Source organism: Enterobacter sp. AN-K1, assembly GCF_020971765.1.
In the GTDB taxonomy this organism is placed as follows: domain Bacteria; phylum Pseudomonadota; class Gammaproteobacteria; order Enterobacterales; family Enterobacteriaceae; genus Enterobacter; species Enterobacter hormaechei_C.
Genome location: NZ_CP087390.1, coordinates 1,070,868 through 1,086,828, shown reverse-complemented (window position 1 = coordinate 1,086,828; position 15,961 = coordinate 1,070,868). Strand labels below are relative to the sequence as shown.

Below are 15,961 nucleotides of genomic sequence, written 5' to 3'. Positions count from 1 at the left end.
CGGTCGGCTAATGAGGTGCTGGCTTGGTTGCGCCGCGTGTACGGCGTCTGGCTGGCTCTGAGAGGATGCCGCCCGGAGGCGGCATTCTGGCGGGGGGTTACTCGGTTTCGATGTTGTAATCCTTAAAGCGGATCACCTCTAAACCGAGCCATTCATTGATTTCCCTGAAACGCTCCTGCAATGGCGTCAGCTCGTTACGTACAAACACCCGCGCCACCTTCTCGATATCGCCCATTGAGCCAATATTCTCAGGCTTGCCGCCCATAAGCTGGAACGGTACGCGGTGCGCATCGAGCAGGTCGGCGGCGCTCACCTTTTTGATGTTGAAAAAATCATCTTTGGTGGCGACTTCACTCAGTGGCACAATCTTGATGCCATCCGGTTTCCCGTTCGGGGCATAGAAAAACAGGTTTTTGAAATTCCCGAGTCCTTTCGAGTCACGCATCGCGGAGCGCAGCGCCTCGACGTCGGTGCTGCTCTGCGCCGCGTCGGTGACGTACATGATGTAACCCGCGTGCGCGCCGTTCTGGTAATACTTGCGACGAAACAGCGTGGCAGATTCATTCAGCCAGGCTGAATTAAGTGCGCTCAGGTATTCCGGCATCCCGTAGAGCTCCTGATTGATGTCGGGCTCAAGCAGATGACAGACTGAGCCGGGGGCGAATTGGTGCGGGTGAGTATAGTCCGACACGTACCAGTAAACCCCATCCTCGACACCCCGGCGGGTGTATTTGGCCGGGGAGGTTTCAAGCTTCATGAGCTGGCCGGTCACGCTCATGCGCTTCTCAAGATAGCCGTTAGCAAAAACCAGATAATCGAGCACAAGGCGGCTGAAATCCTGCCGTGAAAGCAACGGATGCGGGATATAGGTGCTCGTCAGGATGTTACGCTTCACGTAAATCGGGGAGCTGTGATGCACGGCGGCGCGCAGGCTTTTCGCCAGCCCGGAGAAGTTGACCGGCGGCTCGTACCATTTGCCGTTATTGATGCACTCGACATAGTCGAGGATATCGCGGCGATCCAGAACGGGTGACGGCTCGCCAAAGGTGAACGCCTCCATTTTCTGCGGTGTGCTGGCGGTCATGTTGGTCTGTTTTGGCTGTTTCTTTTGGCGTTTTTTCATCTTAGTTAATATCCAGAATCGAGGTTGAATGCATACCGCTACCGGCGGAAAGTGGCTCGTTTAACAGGGCGTGCATGGTCGCCCACGCGATATCCGCGTGGCTGGCTTCCTCACTGCGGCTGGCTTCATAGGTGGCACTGCGGCCACTGCTAGTCATGGTTTTGCGGATAGCCATGAATGACTGCGTAATGTCGGTCGCACCGGCGTCATACTCCAGACACCCGCGTCGGATGGTGTCTTTCGCTTTCAGTACCATTGCGGTTTTCATTTCCGGCGTGTAGCGGATGGCGCGCGCTGCCGGGAAGAATGAGCGCACGAGCTGGTAAACCCCCTGGCCGATGCCGGTCGCATCGATGCCGATATAGTCGACGGTGTATTTCTCGGTCAGCGCACGGATGGCCTCGGCCTGCGCGGCAAAATCCATGCCTTTCCACTGATGACGCTCAAGGATGCGGAACTTACCACCGGCAACCAGCGGCGGAGCCAGCACCGCACAGCCTGCGCTGTCGCCAGTGTGTGACGGGTCGTAGCCAATCCAGACCGGACGCCAGTTAAACGGACGGTCGGCGAATGGCTCGAAGTCCTCCCATTCTTCCATCGCATCGACCATGCAACGCTGGAGCTCCTCGAACGGGAATACCGACGCCTTATCGTCGACGAACTCGCACATAAACAGGTTACGGAAGTCATCCGCGCTGTTTTCCTGTCTGAGCTGGTCGAGGTTAAACAGGGTACAGCCCCCGGCGAGTGCGTCCTCAATGGTGACAATCTGCCGCCACTGGCCGTCCCCGCATAACATGCCCCCGGCAAGCGCCTGATGACTGATATCGATGTCGACACGTTCGTCGCGGTTACTGCGGCCACGGTTAAACAGCTCCCCTGACCAGAACGGGTACGCGCCGTGCGCCAGCGTCGACGGCGTCGAAAAATAGGTGGTGCGCAGGTGCGACTGTGAGGCCATACCGGAGGCGACTTTTCGCAGCTTCTGGAAATTGGGTATCCAGAAAATTTCATCGACGTACAGGTCGCCGTTGTGACTCTGCGCGGTGTTGGAGTTGGTCCCGAGGAATATCAGCTCTGCGCCGTTGTTGCCGATGACAATCGGGTCGCCTGACAGGTCGACGTCGACCAGACGCGCAAAGGCGATGATGTACTTACGGAAAACGTAAGCCTGCGTTTTACTGGCGGATAGAAAAATCTGGTTTTGCCCGGTCTTAAGGGCGCGCAGAAGCGCCTCACGCGCGAAGTAGAACGTTGCGCCAATCTGGCGCGATTTGAGGATGTGGCGGATGCGGTGCTCTAACCCGGCTTTATGCCACCTGAGCTGATACTCAAACGACTGGTCAAAGAAAATCTCTTCCAGCTTTTCAATCGCTTCTTCACTGAAGAAATTACGTTTCGGCTTTTTGCGATCCCCTTTGTTGCGGCTGGCAATGTTGGGGTTTAAATCCACCTCGTTTCCGGTCTGGCTGTAGCGGTTCACGCGCGCAAGGCGCTCCATCTGTCGCGACAGAAAATCAGCGACCTTAAAGTCGTGCGGAGTAAGGTCGGGCTTGGCATAAAGCTGGATGAGGCGCGCCTCTAACGTCGATTCAACGCGGTTAATCGGCGCGGTTTCCTCCCATCCATCACGCTGTTTCCAGCTCTGCACCGTGGGGCGCTTGAGTTGCAGCATGTCGCAGATTTGCGGCACGGCGAACCCCTGCCAGTACAACAGCCGCGCCTGTCGTCGTGGGTCATTGAGTAATGAAAGGTCAGTTGAAATGGTCATGCTTACCTCGTTTTGATGTTACGAGGCAAGGCTAAGGAAATGACCGTGCTTAATCGCTAAACCCCTGTTGTGTCAGGGATTGCACTTCCGCAACAGGTGGCTGATGAGGAGCTGAGTCGGGAAACTAACCCCGACCCGAAAACCCAACATCAGGACACCTGAACAATGGCAAAGAAAGTTTCTAAATGGTTTCGCATCGGCGTCGAGGGTGACACCTGCGATGGCCGCGTCATCAGCGCTGATGACATTCAGGAAATGGCCGACACGTTCGACCCGCGCGTCTACGGCTGCCGCATCAACCTCGAACATATCAAAAGCCTCATCCCTGACAGCCCATTTAAGCGCTACGGCGATGTGACCGCGCTTAAAGCGGAGATTATCAGCGATGACTCTGCGCTCAATGGCAAAAAGGCGCTGTTTGCCAAAATTGCCCCACTCGATGAGCTGGTCAGCATGGTACGTGCCGGGCAGAAGGTTTACACCTCAATGGAGATCCGCCCGAATTTCTCTAACAGCGGCAAATGCTATCTCATCGGGCTGGCCGTCACTGATGACCCGGCAAGCCTCGGCACCGAATACCTTGAATTCTGTAGCCGCGCCACGCAGAACCCGCTCGCCGGTAAAAAAGACCAGCCGGGCGATCTCTTCTCTGTGGCCTCACTGGCTGAGCTGGAATTTGAAGACGTTCCCGACACCATGCTCAACAGCCTGACCGACAAGGTAAAAGCCATTTTCAGCCGTAAACAGGCCAGCGACGACGCTCGTCTTGCAGATGTGCATGAGGCTGTGACGACCGTTACCGAGCTGGTGCAAACCAACCTCACCGCCACCGACCAGCGCGTCACCGAGCTTGAGACCGAACTGGCGCAGCTCAAGCAGGATGTGACCAGCAAGGCCGAAGAAAGCGCGCAGGCGTTTAACGACCTGAAAAACTCCCTCGATAACACCGAAAGCCAACGCCAGCCGCGCCGCGAGCTTTCAAAAGGTGGTACGGGCGACGAGCTGCTGACCAACTGCTGATAACCCGCCGGGCGCGACGCCCGGCCTGATACCTATTACCCGAACAGGAAAAGCCATGCGTAAACAAACCCGCTTTAAATTCAATGCCTACCTGACCCGCGTCGCGGAGCTGAACGACATTTCCACCGATGACGTGGCGAAGAAATTCACCGTCGAGCCGTCGGTCACGCAAACCATGATGGACACCGTGCAGGAATCGTCCTCATTCCTGACGAAAATCAACATCGTGCCGGTCGACGAGCTGAAAGGCGAAAAGGTCGGTGTGGGCGTTAACGGCACAATCGCGAGCACCGCCGATACTGACGGCGATGGCGAGCGTGAAACCGCTGATTTTACTGCGCTGGAGTCCAATAAATACGAGTGCGCGCAGATTAACTTTGACTTCCATATCCGCTACAAACAGCTCGACCTGTGGGCGCGATTCCAGGACTTCCAGACCCGTATCCGTAACGCCATTATCAAGCGTCAGGCGCTCGATTTCATCATGGCCGGTTTCAACGGTATTGAGCGTGCCGCAAAATCTGACCGCAAAAAAAATCCGATGCTTCAGGATGTGGCCGTTGGCTGGTTGCAGAAGTACCGCAATGAAGCTCCAGCGCGCGTGATGTCAAAAATCACCGACGAGGGCGGCGCGGTCATTTCCGATGTGATCCGCGTGGGTAAAAACGGCGACTATGCAAACCTCGACGCGCTGGTCATGGATGCCACCGGCAACCTGATTGATGAGATTTTTCAGGATGACCCGGAGCTGGTTGTCATCACCGGTCGCAAGCTGATGGCGGATAAATACTTCCCTATCGTCAATAAAGACCAGGAAAATAGCGAGTCGCTGGCCGCTGACATCATCATCAGCCAGAAGCGAATCGGCAACCTGCCTGCCGTGCGCGTGCCTTACTTCCCGGCGAATGCCCTGATGGTGACGCGTCTCGATAACCTGTCTATCTACTTCATGGATGACGCGCATCGCCGCAGCATCATCGAAAACCCGAAGAAAGACCGCATCGAGAACTACGAGTCAATGAATACCGACTACGTGGTCGAGGCATACGCTGCCGGTTGCCTGATTGAAAATATCAAGCTCGGTGACTTCACCGCACCTGCTGCACCGGAAAGCGGAGAGTAAGCCATGACGAGTCCCGCAGCGCGTCACATGATGCGGGTCTCGGCCTCTGAAACAGCGCGGCGGGCTGCTGTCCCGCTGCGCAATGCAACTGCCTATGAGCAGATGCTCGTTAAGCTGGCCGCAGACAACCGCACGCTAAAACAAATCCGATCCAATGAGCGCAAGGCAGATAAAAAGCGTGAGCTGCTGCCGTTCTATCTGCCATGGGTGGCTGGCGTCCTCGCAAACGGCAAGGGCGCGCAGGATGACATCGTCATGACGGTCATGCTGTGGCGTCTCGATGCTGACGATATCGCCGGGGCGCTGGAAATTGCCCGTTACGCCATGACCTGGGGTCTAACCATGCCGACCGGTCGCCGTCCGACGCCTTACCTGCTGGCCGAAGAGGTGGCACTGTCCGCGCAGCGCCTGCTCACTGCAAAACAGCCGGTCGAACTGGCGAACCTGCTCGACACCATCGCCCTGACTGAACGCGCTGACATGCCCGATATCGTGCGCGCGAAGCTGCACAAAATCACCGGCTATGTCCTGCGTGATGCGAAGCAACTGCCCGAGGCGCTGGCACACCTGCAACGTGCGATCCAGTTAGAACGCACTATCGGTGTGAAAAAGGATATCGAGCAGTTAGAGCGCCAGCTCAGGCCAAAACCCGAACCGGCACCGAAAACCAAAACGACTAAACCGCGCACGCGCAAACCTGCCGCTAAACCGGCGGCACGGCGCGGGCGTCCACCAAAGGCGGCAAAAGCCGCAGGTTAACCGAGCGCTCCCCGAGCCGGGCGGCACGCCGGTCAAAGCGGGTATCAATTGCCCTGACTGCGACCGGCGTCCACCGCCCACCTATTACCCGAGGTTGTCATGACGACGCTGATTATTGAGCAAAACAAAGAGCCGCAGGATGTGCCGGGCGTGGTAATACCGCCGCCGGGCGTGAGCGAGCCGGTAATCAAAAACACCCCGTTTTTTCCTGATGTTGACCCGAAGCGCGTGCGTGACGAAATGCGTTTAGAGCAGATCGTTTCCCCTGTGCGCCTGCGCCGGGCAATTAAGACCGCCATCGCAGAGACGAACGCGGAGCTGGGCGAATGGCGCGAGCGTCAGCTTGATGCCGGTTACGCCACGCTGGCGGATGTCCCGACCGACAGACTCGACGGCGAAAGCGTGCGCGTTTTCCACTACTTCAACGCCGTGTGTGCCATGACGACCGCCACGCTTTACGAGCGTTTTCGCGGCGTGGATGCGACCGCCAGAGGTGACAAAAAGGCCGACAGCATCGACAGCACTATCGATGAAATGTGGCGGGATATGCGCTGGTCTGTGGCGCGCATCCAGGACAAAGCGCGCTGCATTGTGGGGCAAATCTGATGAAAGCGTATGCGCTACAGGGCGACACCCTCGACGCGATTTGTGTGCGGTACTACGGGCGCACCGAGGGCGTGGTCGAAACCGTCTTAGAAGCGAATCCCGGTCTGTCTGAGCTCGGCGTCATCCTGCCGCACGGCACGGCAATTGAACTGCCCGAGACCGACAGCGCGGCCAGAACCGAAACGGTGAATCTATGGGACTGAGTATGGAGAAAATCACCACGTTTATCGCCTACTGGCTGGCCGTCGCGCTGGCGTACCTCGGCGCAATGTCGCCCGAAAAGATGGCGCTTTACGTGGGTGGCGGATGCGCCATTTTTACCGCGCTGACGAACTACTGGTTTAAGCGCAAAACGTACCTCTATCTGACGTCACTCGGACTCGACAAGGGGGCTATTCGTGAAATCAATCGTTAAACGTTGCAGTGTGGCCGCAGTGCTGGCGCTGGCGGCGCTGATGCCTGACTTTCGTCTGCTTAACACCTCGCCCGAGGGGCTGGCGCTGATTGCCGACCTCGAAGGTTGTCGCCTGACGCCTTACCAGTGCAGCGCGGGAGTGTGGACGTCAGGCATCGGCCACACTGCCGGGGTCGTCCCGAAAGGGGAAATCACAGAACGTCAGGCTGCGGAAAACCTCGTCGCGGATGTGATGAACGTCGAGAAGCGTCTCGCAGTCTGCGTGCCGGTAGAAATGCCGCAGCACATTTACGACGCGCTGGTCAGCTTCTCATTCAACGTGGGAACCGGCGCGGCCTGCCGGTCGACGCTGGTCTCGTATATCAAGCGACACCAATGGTGGCAGGCGTGCGATCAGCTTACCCGCTGGGTTTATGTGAATGGCTCAATCAATAAAGGGTTGGAAAATCGCCGCGCGCGTGAGCGTGCTTATTGTCTGAAAGGAGTTTCTCAATGAAAAAATTTTTACGTTCTCTGATGTTAGATGTTCTGCTGGCTGTATTCCTGCTATGGGGGCTGGCTTCGCCGCAAAGTGCAGCACTTAATTTTGTTGCAGCGTGGGCGCTGTTTGGCTGTGTTGTCTGTATTACGGCGAGCCTCGCCGGTGTGGCTGTTTTTAACCACTGGCTACGAAATGCGGGGAAAGGTATTCCGGTAAAACCCGGGATAATGAAAATTTTCCGCGCTGTTTTCTGTAACAAGCCCTCTAAGGCGCGTCGCGCATGGTCTCTTATTATTTTTGTCGTAACCATAGGATGTCTGCTCGGCGCTGGCTGGATCTTTACCGCGCTGCTTTACCTGATTTGCGTCCTGACCTTTACGGGGGTGCGCACCTCATACCGTCAGCGCATTGAGGAGGCGGGGCTGTGTCCAGATTCATTGTGATGTTGATTGCCGCAGGTCTGGCGCTGGCGGCTGTGCTCTGGTTAAGGCATGAGAACGGTAATCTTCGGCGCTCATTTGACCGGGCAAATAAGGTCGCGACCGAACAGAAAAACGTGATCGGAATGCTGAAAAATCAGCTTTCCGTTTCGCAGGGAATCGCCAGGCGAAATGAAACCGCACAGGTCACTTTACGTGGTGAGCTGATTGCTGCCGGTGCGATGGCCGTGCGCCGGGAAGAAACCATTACGAGACTGATGAATGAAAATGAAACGTTACGCCGCTGGTACAGCGCTGAGCTGCCTGATGTTGTGCGCAGGCTGCACACCCGCGCCGGTTGCGCCTCCGCCGGTCATTGTTTACAGCGCCTGCCCGAAAGTGATCTATTGCCCGATGCCGGGAAGCGACCCGGTCACTAATGGCGACCTGAGTGCAGATATCCGCAGGCTTGAGCACGCGCTCGCCGCCTGCGCGTTACAGATTGAAACCGTCAAAGCCTGTCAGGATAAACTCGATGAAGAAAGCAATCAGCCTGCGAAAAGCGCTAACTGACGCCATCCCGCAGCTTAAAACCAACCCCGAGATGATGCGCATTTTTGCCGACGAGGGGAATATCGATGCACGGCTCGCGGCCTCCCTGTCCCACGAGAAAATTTACACCCTGAATGTGATCGTGTGTGATTTCGTAGGCGACCCTGATTTGATTTTCGTGCCGGTAGCCGCGTGGCTCAGGGAAAACCAGCCGGATATCTGCACGCTCGATGAGGGGCATAAAAAGGGCTACCGCTTCCAGATGGATTTAAACGACGGTGATACGGTTGATATCAGTATCAGCCTCCAGCTTACCGAGCGCACCATCATCAGGGAGGAAAACGGCGCGCTGCATGTGAGCTATGCCCCGGAGCCGCCACCGCCTGAACCCGTCACGCGTCCAAAAGAGCTCTATATCAACGGCGAACTGGTGAGCAAGTGGGATGAGTGAATTTAAGCCCTTTGATAACCAGCTCGCCGCGCTGCTTGCTGCCCTGTCACCCGCAGGGCGCCGGAAGCTTGCCGGTGAGATTGCGAAGCAACTCAGAACGGCGCAACAGCAACGTATTAAACAGCAAAAAGCCCCGGATAGCTCACCGTATCAGGCGCGAAAGCGCCAGCCACTGAGAGCCAAACAAGGTCGAATTAAACGGGCGATGTTTCAAAAACTGCGCACTAACCGGTACATGAAAGCCAGTGGCCGTGAAAATGGTGCTGTGGTGGAATTTACCGGAAAAGTGCAGCGTATCGCGCGTGTCCATCAGTACGGCCTCAAAGACCGGCCAAACGCGCACGCTCAGGATGTGCAGTACGCAGAGCGCCAGCTACTCGGATTTAGCCAGGCGGATAAAGAGCTCGTAGAAACGCTGACTATCAAACATCTTAGTCGCTGATCGTTATCTAATTCCTTGTAAAAATCGTCTCTGTAATTTGAAGTGATTGTTTTTTTGCCCCCCCTTAAAATGGGGGGGCACTAACGTGACGAGTGGCAAGTTTAATGAGCACTATCAGAAGTCAAATGTGTTTTCTTCAATATCAAATTCAATTCCAGAACTAAGGCCTTTGACATGTATGTCAAATACGTCATTAATGAATTTTTCACCATCCCTTTCAAAGTTCAAGTCAATGTCTACTGAAAATTCCTTTTCTTGCTCATCTTGCTTAGTAATAGATTCGAACGTATAAAGCACACCGTCCTCTTTGTCATAATAACCATTTGCAGTGTCGGGACCAGTGGTTTCAACTGTGAACTTAACGGTGACATCGAAGTGAATTTGGCAGCTCTCATCATCCAGATGAATGATTTGAGGCTCGAAGTCGGATATTTCAGTAACTTCAAAACTATCAACTTCTGAATCTTCCCATGAAGAGCTATTATATGCCTCTGCATCATCTAGTTGCGTTTTAAGTTCTGCTTTAATTACATCGCGTTTGGTTTCTAAAAATTCCGCAACAAACTTCGCTCTGTCATCATTGTGTTTGTTATAAATATCCAGCAAGGAGCTTAGCGTGTCTACGTTTATGAAGTCATTATTTTCATCACAAAAATTTTTGTGGTCGGGGTCGTCAGATATAACATAAATCTTCTCTCCCTCGTTTAATGCCGCCCGTAACGCCAGTAATGTAAAGGCGTCACGAAATTCATTGGGCTTTTTAGCACTAAATGGACTGATTTCATTGAAATGCATTTCAATTACTTCATTTAGGTCTACATTCTTCATATCTAGTATTGAAGTTTCAGAATTTTCGATGAAGTTACTAAAGGCCTCCAGAGCTTTGGCTTCTATGTCATTATCATTAATATCTTTAAAAAGGTTTTGAATGTTATCATCTTCATACTCTCTCAATACTATAGCTTTACGACGAAAGTTTTTTATTCCTTTCAGTGCTTCCTTAATATGCTCTTTTATTTTTCTCTCAATTTCTTTGATAACAATAGTGGTCGTGATGTGATGAAGCTCACCTTTTTCACAAAGTTCTTCAAAGGATTTTATCGTCCTTGAGCCAAAATCGAGATTGGCTTTAACGAAAAACTCAGTATCAATAAATACATTGCGTGTGATTAATGGCATATCAGAATCCTTGTTTTAACTTCAGATACATTCGCACTTGTAAAAGTGAGTTCGACTATTGATGTTTAATGTTTTTCAAGTTTAAAGGCAAGTGATTAATTATTCATGAGAAGACCGACGTTTCCTATCAAAGAATCCCAAAATTTCACAATGTTGTGTCAAGTGTCATAAAACTTACATGCATTGCCGCTGGCCTTGCCCGGCGGCATCCTTCCCGTATGAATAATTTAAATTCTCTACAGGAAATCGCACGCGCGATCCGCAACCTCATCCGCACCGGCATCGTGACCAACGTCGACCACGACGAGGGGCTGTGTCGTGTCCAGACCGGCGGCATGCAAACCACCTGGCTTAACTGGCTCACCTGTCGCGCCGGTCGCTCTCGCGTGTGGTGGGCTCCATCCGTTGGCGAGCAGGTGTTATTGCTGGCCATCGGCGGTGAACTCGATACGGCCTTTGTGCTGCCGGGCATTTTCTCAGATGACAATCCCGCGCCGTCAGCCTCACCCGATGCGCTTCACGTTACCTTCCCTGATGGCGCGGTCATTGAGTACGAACCCGAAAACAGTGCGCTTACCGTGTCTGGCATCAAAACCGCCAACGTCACCGCGTCGGATTCCATTACGACCACCGTGCCGGTGGTGCTGGTGAAAGCCTCGACCCGCATCACGCTCGATACGCCCGAGGTGGTGTGTACCAACAAACTGACGACCGGCACGCTCGAAGTGCAGAAAGGCGGGACGATGTCAGGGAACATCGAGCATACAGGCGGGTCACTGTCGTCAAATGGCAAAGTGCTGCACCTCCATAAACACCCGGGCGACAGTGGCGGGATAACGGGGGCACCGATATGACAGTGCGTTATCTGGGAATGAACAGCCAGACCGGCCTCAGTGTCACTGAGGTTGAGCATATCAGGCAAAGCGTGCGCGACATTCTCGTCACGCCGGTTGGCTCGCGCGTCATGCGCCGTGAATACGGCTCGCTTCTGTCGGCACTGATTGACCAGCCGCAGACACAGGCACTGCGATTGCAGATTATGGCCGCGTGCTATTCCGCGATCCAGAAGTGGGAGCCGCGCGTCAGTCTGACAACCATCACCTTTGAGCGGTCGGAGACCGACGGCGGGCTGTATGTCGATATCACCGGCACGCGATCGGCTAACGGCCAGCCCTTTTCCCTCACCATTCCACTGAGTTAAACGCTATGGCAATTGTTGACCTTAACCAGCTCGCCGCGCCTGATGTCGTGGAGGTGCTGGACTATGAGACCATCCTCGCAAAGCGAAAGGCGACCCTCGTCTCGTTATACCCGGAGGAACAACAGGAGGCAGTCGCGCGCACGCTGACTCTCGAATCCGAGCCGATTGTTAAGCTACTGGAGGAAAACACCTACCGGGAAGTTATCTGGCGACAGCGCGTCAACGAGGCCGCGCGTGCGGTCATGCTGGCTTACGCTGCCGGAAGCGATCTCGACCAGATTGGGGCTAATTCCAATGTCCCGCGACTCGTCATCACTCCGCCAGACGACACGACATTTCCGCCCACGCCAGCGGTGATGGAGTCTGACACCGACTACCGTCTGCGCATTCAGCAAGCGCCTGAAGGGCTGAGTACTGCCGGATCAACCGGCGCATATCAGTTTCATGGCCGCAGTGCCGACGGGCGTGTCGCGGATATTTCCGTCATCAGTCCTGAGCCTGCGTGTGTGACCGTGTCCGTGCTGTCGCGTGAAAATAACGGCGTGGCCTCTGACGAGCTGCTCGCCATCGTGCGCGATGCGCTGAACGACGAGGACGTCAGGCCGGTGGCCGACCGCGTGACCGTGCAGTCAGCGAAAATCGTCGACTACAAAATCACCGCATCGCTTTACCTTTACCCCGGCCCCGAAAGTGAGCCTGTGCTCAGTGCGGCAAAAGCAAAGTTACAGGCGTATATCACCGCGCAGCACCGGCTCGGGCGTGACATCCGTAAATCGGCCATCTATGCGGCGCTCCACGTCGAGGGCGTGCAGCGTGTCGAGCTGACCGCGCCGGTGGCTGACATCGTTCTCGATGACACGCAGGCGTCATGGTGCAGCGAGTACAGCGTCACCATTGGGGGCAATGATGAATGACACCCGACTGTTACCGGTTGGTTCCTCGCCGCTTGAGTTGGCGGCGGCGCGCGCCTGCGCTGAAATCGAAAATACCCCCGTCCCCCTGCGCCGACTCTGGAGCCCGGACGACTGCCCGGCAAACCTCCTGCCGTGGCTGGCGTGGGCGTTTTCCGTTGACCGGTGGGATGAGAACTGGCCGGAGGGCACCAAGCGGGATGTGATCCGCAGCGCCTGGTATATCCACGCACACAAAGGAACGATTGGGGCAGTGCGCCGCGTGGTGGAGCCGCTCGGCTACCTGATAAACGTGTCTGAGTGGTGGCAGACAAACGACCCGCCCGGCACGTTTCGCCTCGATATCGGTGTGTTAGAGACCGGCATCACCGAGGAAATGTATTACGAAATGGAGCGGCTTATTGCCGATGCAAAGCCAGCCAGCCGCCATCTTATCGGCCTCAATATTATTCAGGACATTCCCGGCTATCTGTACACCGGCGCCCTGAGCTATGACGGCGACATCATCACGGTTTATCCCGGATAAGTGAGAGCACAATGACAGTGAAATATAAAACGGTCATCACCAAAGCCGGTGCAATCAAGCTGGCCGCAGCGACCGTCCCGAACGGGAAAAAAGTCAATTTTACGGCGATGGCCGTCGGTGACGGTGGCGGTACGCTGCCGGTGCCAGACCCGAACCAGACAAAGCTGGTCAAAGAGGTCTGGCGTCATGCGCTGAACAAAATCAGCCAGGACAGGAAAAATAAAAATTATGTCGTGGCGGAGTTGCTCATCCCACCCGAGACCGGCGGTTTCTGGATGCGCGAACTCGGCCTCTATGACGACACCGGTACGCTGATTGCGGTCGGTAATATGGCCGAAAGCTACAAGCCAGCGCTGGCAGAGGGGTCAGGCCGTGCGCAGACCGTACGTATGGTTATCATGGTGAGCGACATTGAGTCAGTCGAGCTGACCATCGACACCTCAACGGTGATGGCAACGCAGGACTACGTCGACGACAAGTTCGCTGAGCATGAACAGTCCCGCCGCCATCCTGACGCCACGCTCACGGCTAAAGGTTTCACTCAGTTAAGCAGTGCGACCGACAGCGCGTCTGAGAGTGTCGCAGCGACGCCGAAAGCGGTTAAAGCGGCGTATGACCTTGCGAAAGGGAAATATACGGCTCAGGACGCCACCACGGCACAAAAGGGTATCGTCCAGCTCAGTAGCGCGACCGACAGCACGTCTGAGAGCGTCGCAGCGACGCCGAAAGCGGTTAAGGCGGCGTATGACCTTGCAAAAGGAAAATATACAGCTCAGGACGCCTCCACGGCGCAAAAGGGTATCGTCCAGCTCAGCAGCGCAACCGACAGCACGTCTGAGGCGCTGGCGGCAACGCCGAAAGCCGTTAAGGCCGCGAATGACAACGCTAACGGGCGCGTACCATCAGGGCGCAGGATTAATGGTCATGCGCTGACTGATGATTTTAATATCAGTGCGCAGGATATTTTCAACGGGCAGGCCGTGGCAATTGGCAATGCCGCCGACCTGAACGCCTACACCACGGCGGGACTGTATTACCAGCCAGCGAACGCGCAGGCTCAAACCGGCAGGAACTATCCAGAAGCTAACGCCGGTTCGCTGGAAGTTTATAAGCATGCCGGTATCACGCAGATTTACCGGATTTATAACAGCTCCCGCTCGTACATTCGCACGCTTTACAGCGGGACGTGGTCAGCCTGGGTTAAACAGTATGATGGGGCCAATAAACCCTCCCCGGCTGATATTAATGCCGTGAATAAGGGCGGCGATACAATGGCCGGGGGGCTTAAGATTCGCGCTGCTGATGCGTTGCGCATTTACGATGCGGCATACGGAATGATTTTTCGCCGTTCAGAAAATAATTTTTACCTAATTCCGACAGCAAAAGACCAGGGGGAAAATGGCGGCATAAGTTCACTGCGTCCATTTTATGCAGATCTCACTAATGGCAGAGTGACGCTGGGTAATGGTGCTGTCGTTAACGGCGGTCTTGGTCTGGGTGTGATCAGCGGCCTTGGGGGGAACTCTATTGCTCTGGGGGATAATGACACCGGTTTCAAACAGAACGGAGATGGTGTGCTGGATGTTTATGCCAACAGCAAGCAGGTAATGCGATTCCTGAACAGTGGCATAACGAGTTATATGCTCTTCAACATGAATGCAGGCGCATCAGTAAGCAGCACTCTCACCTTTAAAAACGGTAGTGGCATCACATCTGAGAAAACTGGCGCCAACCCCCGAAACGGCCGAATTTACTGGGGCGGTGATGCGAGTCGCGGCAACAGGATAGAATTTGCAGATGATGCCGGCTGGAAAGCTTACATTGAGCGTCATCCCTCAAATGGTGTTCAGTTGGTCGTAAATGGGCGAATCAATGGAAGTATTGTTTATTCCAGTGGTGAAGTACTGGCAGGAGGAGGGAGCGCTCGCTTTGCTGCTGATGGAAATATATTTGGCTCAAAATGGGGCAATCAATGGCTTGATGCCTATTTAAAAAATACCTATCAGCCAAAGGGCAATTATACCCCGGCAGGTCAGGCCTATACCAAAGCAGAATCGGAAGCGCGCTACGGGGGCGGTAAAACGACGACAGGTAATAACAGTGCTTACTACACGCACGGTAACGGTGCTGTGTTTATGCAGTCTGTGAGAAATATTTCAGTCGGCAATAATGCCACTGTGACCGTGACGCTGCCTACGTCGTTCCCTAATGGAATCCTCGGTATCGGTTCGAGTTATTACGGTGCAGGGGGTAATAACTCAGCATCATTTTATCTCTGTTCGCCTGTCGGGAAAAATCAGGTGAAAATTCAAACCCACAACTGCAACGGAACATTCTTTTTAAACGTAACGGGTTACTGATATGCAGAAATATTTCAGCAATACAGATAAAAGCTTTTACCTTGAGGAAACTGTCAGAACATATGAAGAACAGGGTATTCCCGTTCCGTCAGACCTGATGGCAATATCCGATGCCGAATATGAAGCCTTTATGGTTTCACCTGACCGGAAAGCGCCTCAGTACAATGTTGAATCAGAATGTATGGAATGGGTCGACATCGAACCGCCTACCCGCGAGGAAGCTATCGAAAAAGCTGAGTCATTAAAGGCGCAGCTCCTGTCTGTTGCAGCTCAGGCCATAGCCCCTTTGCAGGATGCGGTCGATTTGTCGATGGCGACAGAGGAGGAAATGGCGAGCCTGTCGGCGTGGAAGAAATACCGGGTTTTACTAAACCGGGTTGATACCAGTGAGCCTGACGAAATTGAATGGCCTGAATCACCGTTAACAGAGTAATAAAAAACCCGCGTTAAGCGGGTTTAGTCATAGGGGCATTCTTCATAGTCTTTTTCTGTTTCGTCACCGACAAACAGTCTGAGCCAGCAAAAGCCAAAGAGCCACCATGCAGCCAGACCACCAACAATCAAGAGTAAAATCGTCATTATCGCTTCCTCGTTAATGGCGAAACGATAGCGACAATACCCA

The 15,961-nt window shown here is 54.4% G+C and carries 22 protein-coding genes; 18 read left to right on the top strand and 4 right to left on the bottom strand.

The genetic code is table 11. From position 1 onward, the window contains the following. Positions 1 to 97: 97 nt before the first annotated feature. Both LOC22_RS05225 and LOC22_RS05220 read right to left on the bottom strand, forming a co-directional pair. Positions 98 to 1,123, bottom strand: coding sequence for a phage portal protein (locus LOC22_RS05225; protein ID WP_047721715.1), 1,026 nt, complete (start codon positions 1,121 to 1,123; stop codon positions 98 to 100). Position 1,124: 1 nt separating this feature from the next. After that, on the bottom strand, positions 1,125 to 2,894 hold the full coding sequence (locus LOC22_RS05220) for a terminase ATPase subunit family protein (RefSeq protein WP_045339905.1): 1,770 nt from the start codon (positions 2,892 to 2,894) through the stop codon (positions 1,125 to 1,127). Positions 2,895 to 3,059: 165 nt separating this feature from the next. Here LOC22_RS05220 and LOC22_RS05215 point away from each other — a divergent pair, with 165 nt between their 5' ends. From LOC22_RS05215 to LOC22_RS05160, 12 genes are all read left to right on the top strand, one after another. Next, a complete protein-coding gene (locus tag LOC22_RS05215; protein WP_017382975.1) occupies positions 3,060 to 3,914 on the top strand; it encodes a GPO family capsid scaffolding protein in 855 nt (284 codons plus the stop codon). Positions 3,915 to 3,969: 55 nt separating this feature from the next. Then, positions 3,970 to 5,037, top strand: coding sequence for a phage major capsid protein, P2 family (locus LOC22_RS05210; RefSeq protein WP_230239407.1), 1,068 nt, complete (start codon positions 3,970 to 3,972; stop codon positions 5,035 to 5,037). A 3-nt stretch (positions 5,038 to 5,040) separates the two neighbouring features. After that, a complete protein-coding gene (locus LOC22_RS05205) occupies positions 5,041 to 5,796 on the top strand; it encodes a terminase endonuclease subunit (protein ID WP_063940391.1) in 756 nt (251 codons plus the stop codon). 99 nt (positions 5,797 to 5,895) lie between these two features. After that, positions 5,896 to 6,402: a head completion/stabilization protein gene (locus LOC22_RS05200; protein WP_052954189.1), complete on the top strand. Its 507-nt coding sequence runs from the start codon at positions 5,896 to 5,898 to the stop codon at positions 6,400 to 6,402. Then, the gene (locus tag LOC22_RS05195; RefSeq protein WP_017382979.1) at positions 6,402 to 6,605 is read left to right on the top strand and encodes a tail protein X; all 204 of its coding nucleotides are present in this window, start codon (positions 6,402 to 6,404) and stop codon (positions 6,603 to 6,605) included. Before LOC22_RS05200 ends, LOC22_RS05195 begins: the two co-directional genes overlap by 1 nt. Next, on the top strand, positions 6,596 to 6,817 hold the full coding sequence (locus LOC22_RS05190) for a hypothetical protein (protein ID WP_017382980.1): 222 nt from the start codon (positions 6,596 to 6,598) through the stop codon (positions 6,815 to 6,817). The genes LOC22_RS05195 and LOC22_RS05190 overlap by 10 nt, the downstream gene beginning before the upstream one ends. After that, positions 6,801 to 7,313 (top strand): lysozyme, encoded by a 513-nt coding sequence (locus LOC22_RS05185; protein ID WP_017382981.1) that lies wholly within the window; start codon positions 6,801 to 6,803, stop codon positions 7,311 to 7,313. Before LOC22_RS05190 ends, LOC22_RS05185 begins: the two co-directional genes overlap by 17 nt. After that, the gene (locus LOC22_RS05180) at positions 7,310 to 7,741 is read left to right on the top strand and encodes a DNZ54_00345 family protein (RefSeq protein WP_047721719.1); all 432 of its coding nucleotides are present in this window, start codon (positions 7,310 to 7,312) and stop codon (positions 7,739 to 7,741) included. The genes LOC22_RS05185 and LOC22_RS05180 overlap by 4 nt, the downstream gene beginning before the upstream one ends. After that, positions 7,741 to 8,157: an Rz-like lysis system protein LysB gene (gene lysB, locus LOC22_RS05175; RefSeq protein ID WP_047721720.1), complete on the top strand. Its 417-nt coding sequence runs from the start codon at positions 7,741 to 7,743 to the stop codon at positions 8,155 to 8,157. The genes LOC22_RS05180 and lysB overlap by 1 nt, the downstream gene beginning before the upstream one ends. Further along, entirely contained in the window at positions 8,045 to 8,290 is a 246-nt protein-coding gene (gene lysC, locus LOC22_RS05170) for an Rz1-like lysis system protein LysC (protein WP_229694438.1), read from the top strand. The genes lysB and lysC overlap by 113 nt, the downstream gene beginning before the upstream one ends. Then, positions 8,253 to 8,720, top strand: a complete 468-nt coding sequence (locus tag LOC22_RS05165) for a phage tail protein (RefSeq protein WP_023323591.1) — start codon at positions 8,253 to 8,255, stop codon at positions 8,718 to 8,720. Before lysC ends, LOC22_RS05165 begins: the two co-directional genes overlap by 38 nt. After that, positions 8,713 to 9,162: a phage virion morphogenesis protein gene (locus tag LOC22_RS05160; RefSeq protein WP_047721723.1), complete on the top strand. Its 450-nt coding sequence runs from the start codon at positions 8,713 to 8,715 to the stop codon at positions 9,160 to 9,162. Before LOC22_RS05165 ends, LOC22_RS05160 begins: the two co-directional genes overlap by 8 nt. A 114-nt stretch (positions 9,163 to 9,276) precedes the next feature. On the opposite strand, the gene LOC22_RS05155 is transcribed toward LOC22_RS05160, so the two are convergent. Next, a complete protein-coding gene (locus LOC22_RS05155) occupies positions 9,277 to 10,341 on the bottom strand; it encodes a PIN domain-containing protein (RefSeq protein WP_032659915.1) in 1,065 nt (354 codons plus the stop codon). A gap of 218 nt (positions 10,342 to 10,559) precedes the next feature. On the opposite strand from LOC22_RS05155, the gene LOC22_RS05150 reads away from it, so the two are divergent. From LOC22_RS05150 to LOC22_RS05125, 6 genes are read left to right on the top strand one after another with little or no spacing between them, the layout of a single operon-like run. Then, positions 10,560 to 11,195: a phage baseplate assembly protein V gene (locus tag LOC22_RS05150; protein WP_047721725.1), complete on the top strand. Its 636-nt coding sequence runs from the start codon at positions 10,560 to 10,562 to the stop codon at positions 11,193 to 11,195. Further along, the gene (locus LOC22_RS05145; RefSeq protein ID WP_047721727.1) at positions 11,192 to 11,542 is read left to right on the top strand and encodes a GPW/gp25 family protein; all 351 of its coding nucleotides are present in this window, start codon (positions 11,192 to 11,194) and stop codon (positions 11,540 to 11,542) included. Before LOC22_RS05150 ends, LOC22_RS05145 begins: the two co-directional genes overlap by 4 nt. 5 nt (positions 11,543 to 11,547) lie before the next feature. Then, positions 11,548 to 12,456: a baseplate assembly protein gene (locus LOC22_RS05140; RefSeq protein WP_047721729.1), complete on the top strand. Its 909-nt coding sequence runs from the start codon at positions 11,548 to 11,550 to the stop codon at positions 12,454 to 12,456. Then, positions 12,449 to 12,979 (top strand): phage tail protein I, encoded by a 531-nt coding sequence (locus tag LOC22_RS05135; RefSeq protein WP_047721739.1) that lies wholly within the window; start codon positions 12,449 to 12,451, stop codon positions 12,977 to 12,979. Before LOC22_RS05140 ends, LOC22_RS05135 begins: the two co-directional genes overlap by 8 nt. Positions 12,980 to 12,990: 11 nt before the next feature. After that, complete coding sequence (locus LOC22_RS05130; RefSeq protein WP_047721730.1) at positions 12,991 to 15,339, top strand: phage tail protein; 2,349 nt, start codon at positions 12,991 to 12,993, stop codon at positions 15,337 to 15,339. A 1-nt stretch (position 15,340) separates the two neighbouring features. Then, complete coding sequence (locus LOC22_RS05125) at positions 15,341 to 15,772, top strand: tail fiber assembly protein (protein ID WP_047721731.1); 432 nt, start codon at positions 15,341 to 15,343, stop codon at positions 15,770 to 15,772. 23 nt (positions 15,773 to 15,795) lie between these two features. Here LOC22_RS05125 and LOC22_RS22260 read toward each other — a convergent pair whose 3' ends face one another. Further along, the gene (locus LOC22_RS22260) at positions 15,796 to 15,918 is read right to left on the bottom strand and encodes a hypothetical protein (RefSeq protein WP_258868586.1); all 123 of its coding nucleotides are present in this window, start codon (positions 15,916 to 15,918) and stop codon (positions 15,796 to 15,798) included. Between the last annotated feature and the right edge of the window lie 43 nt (positions 15,919 to 15,961).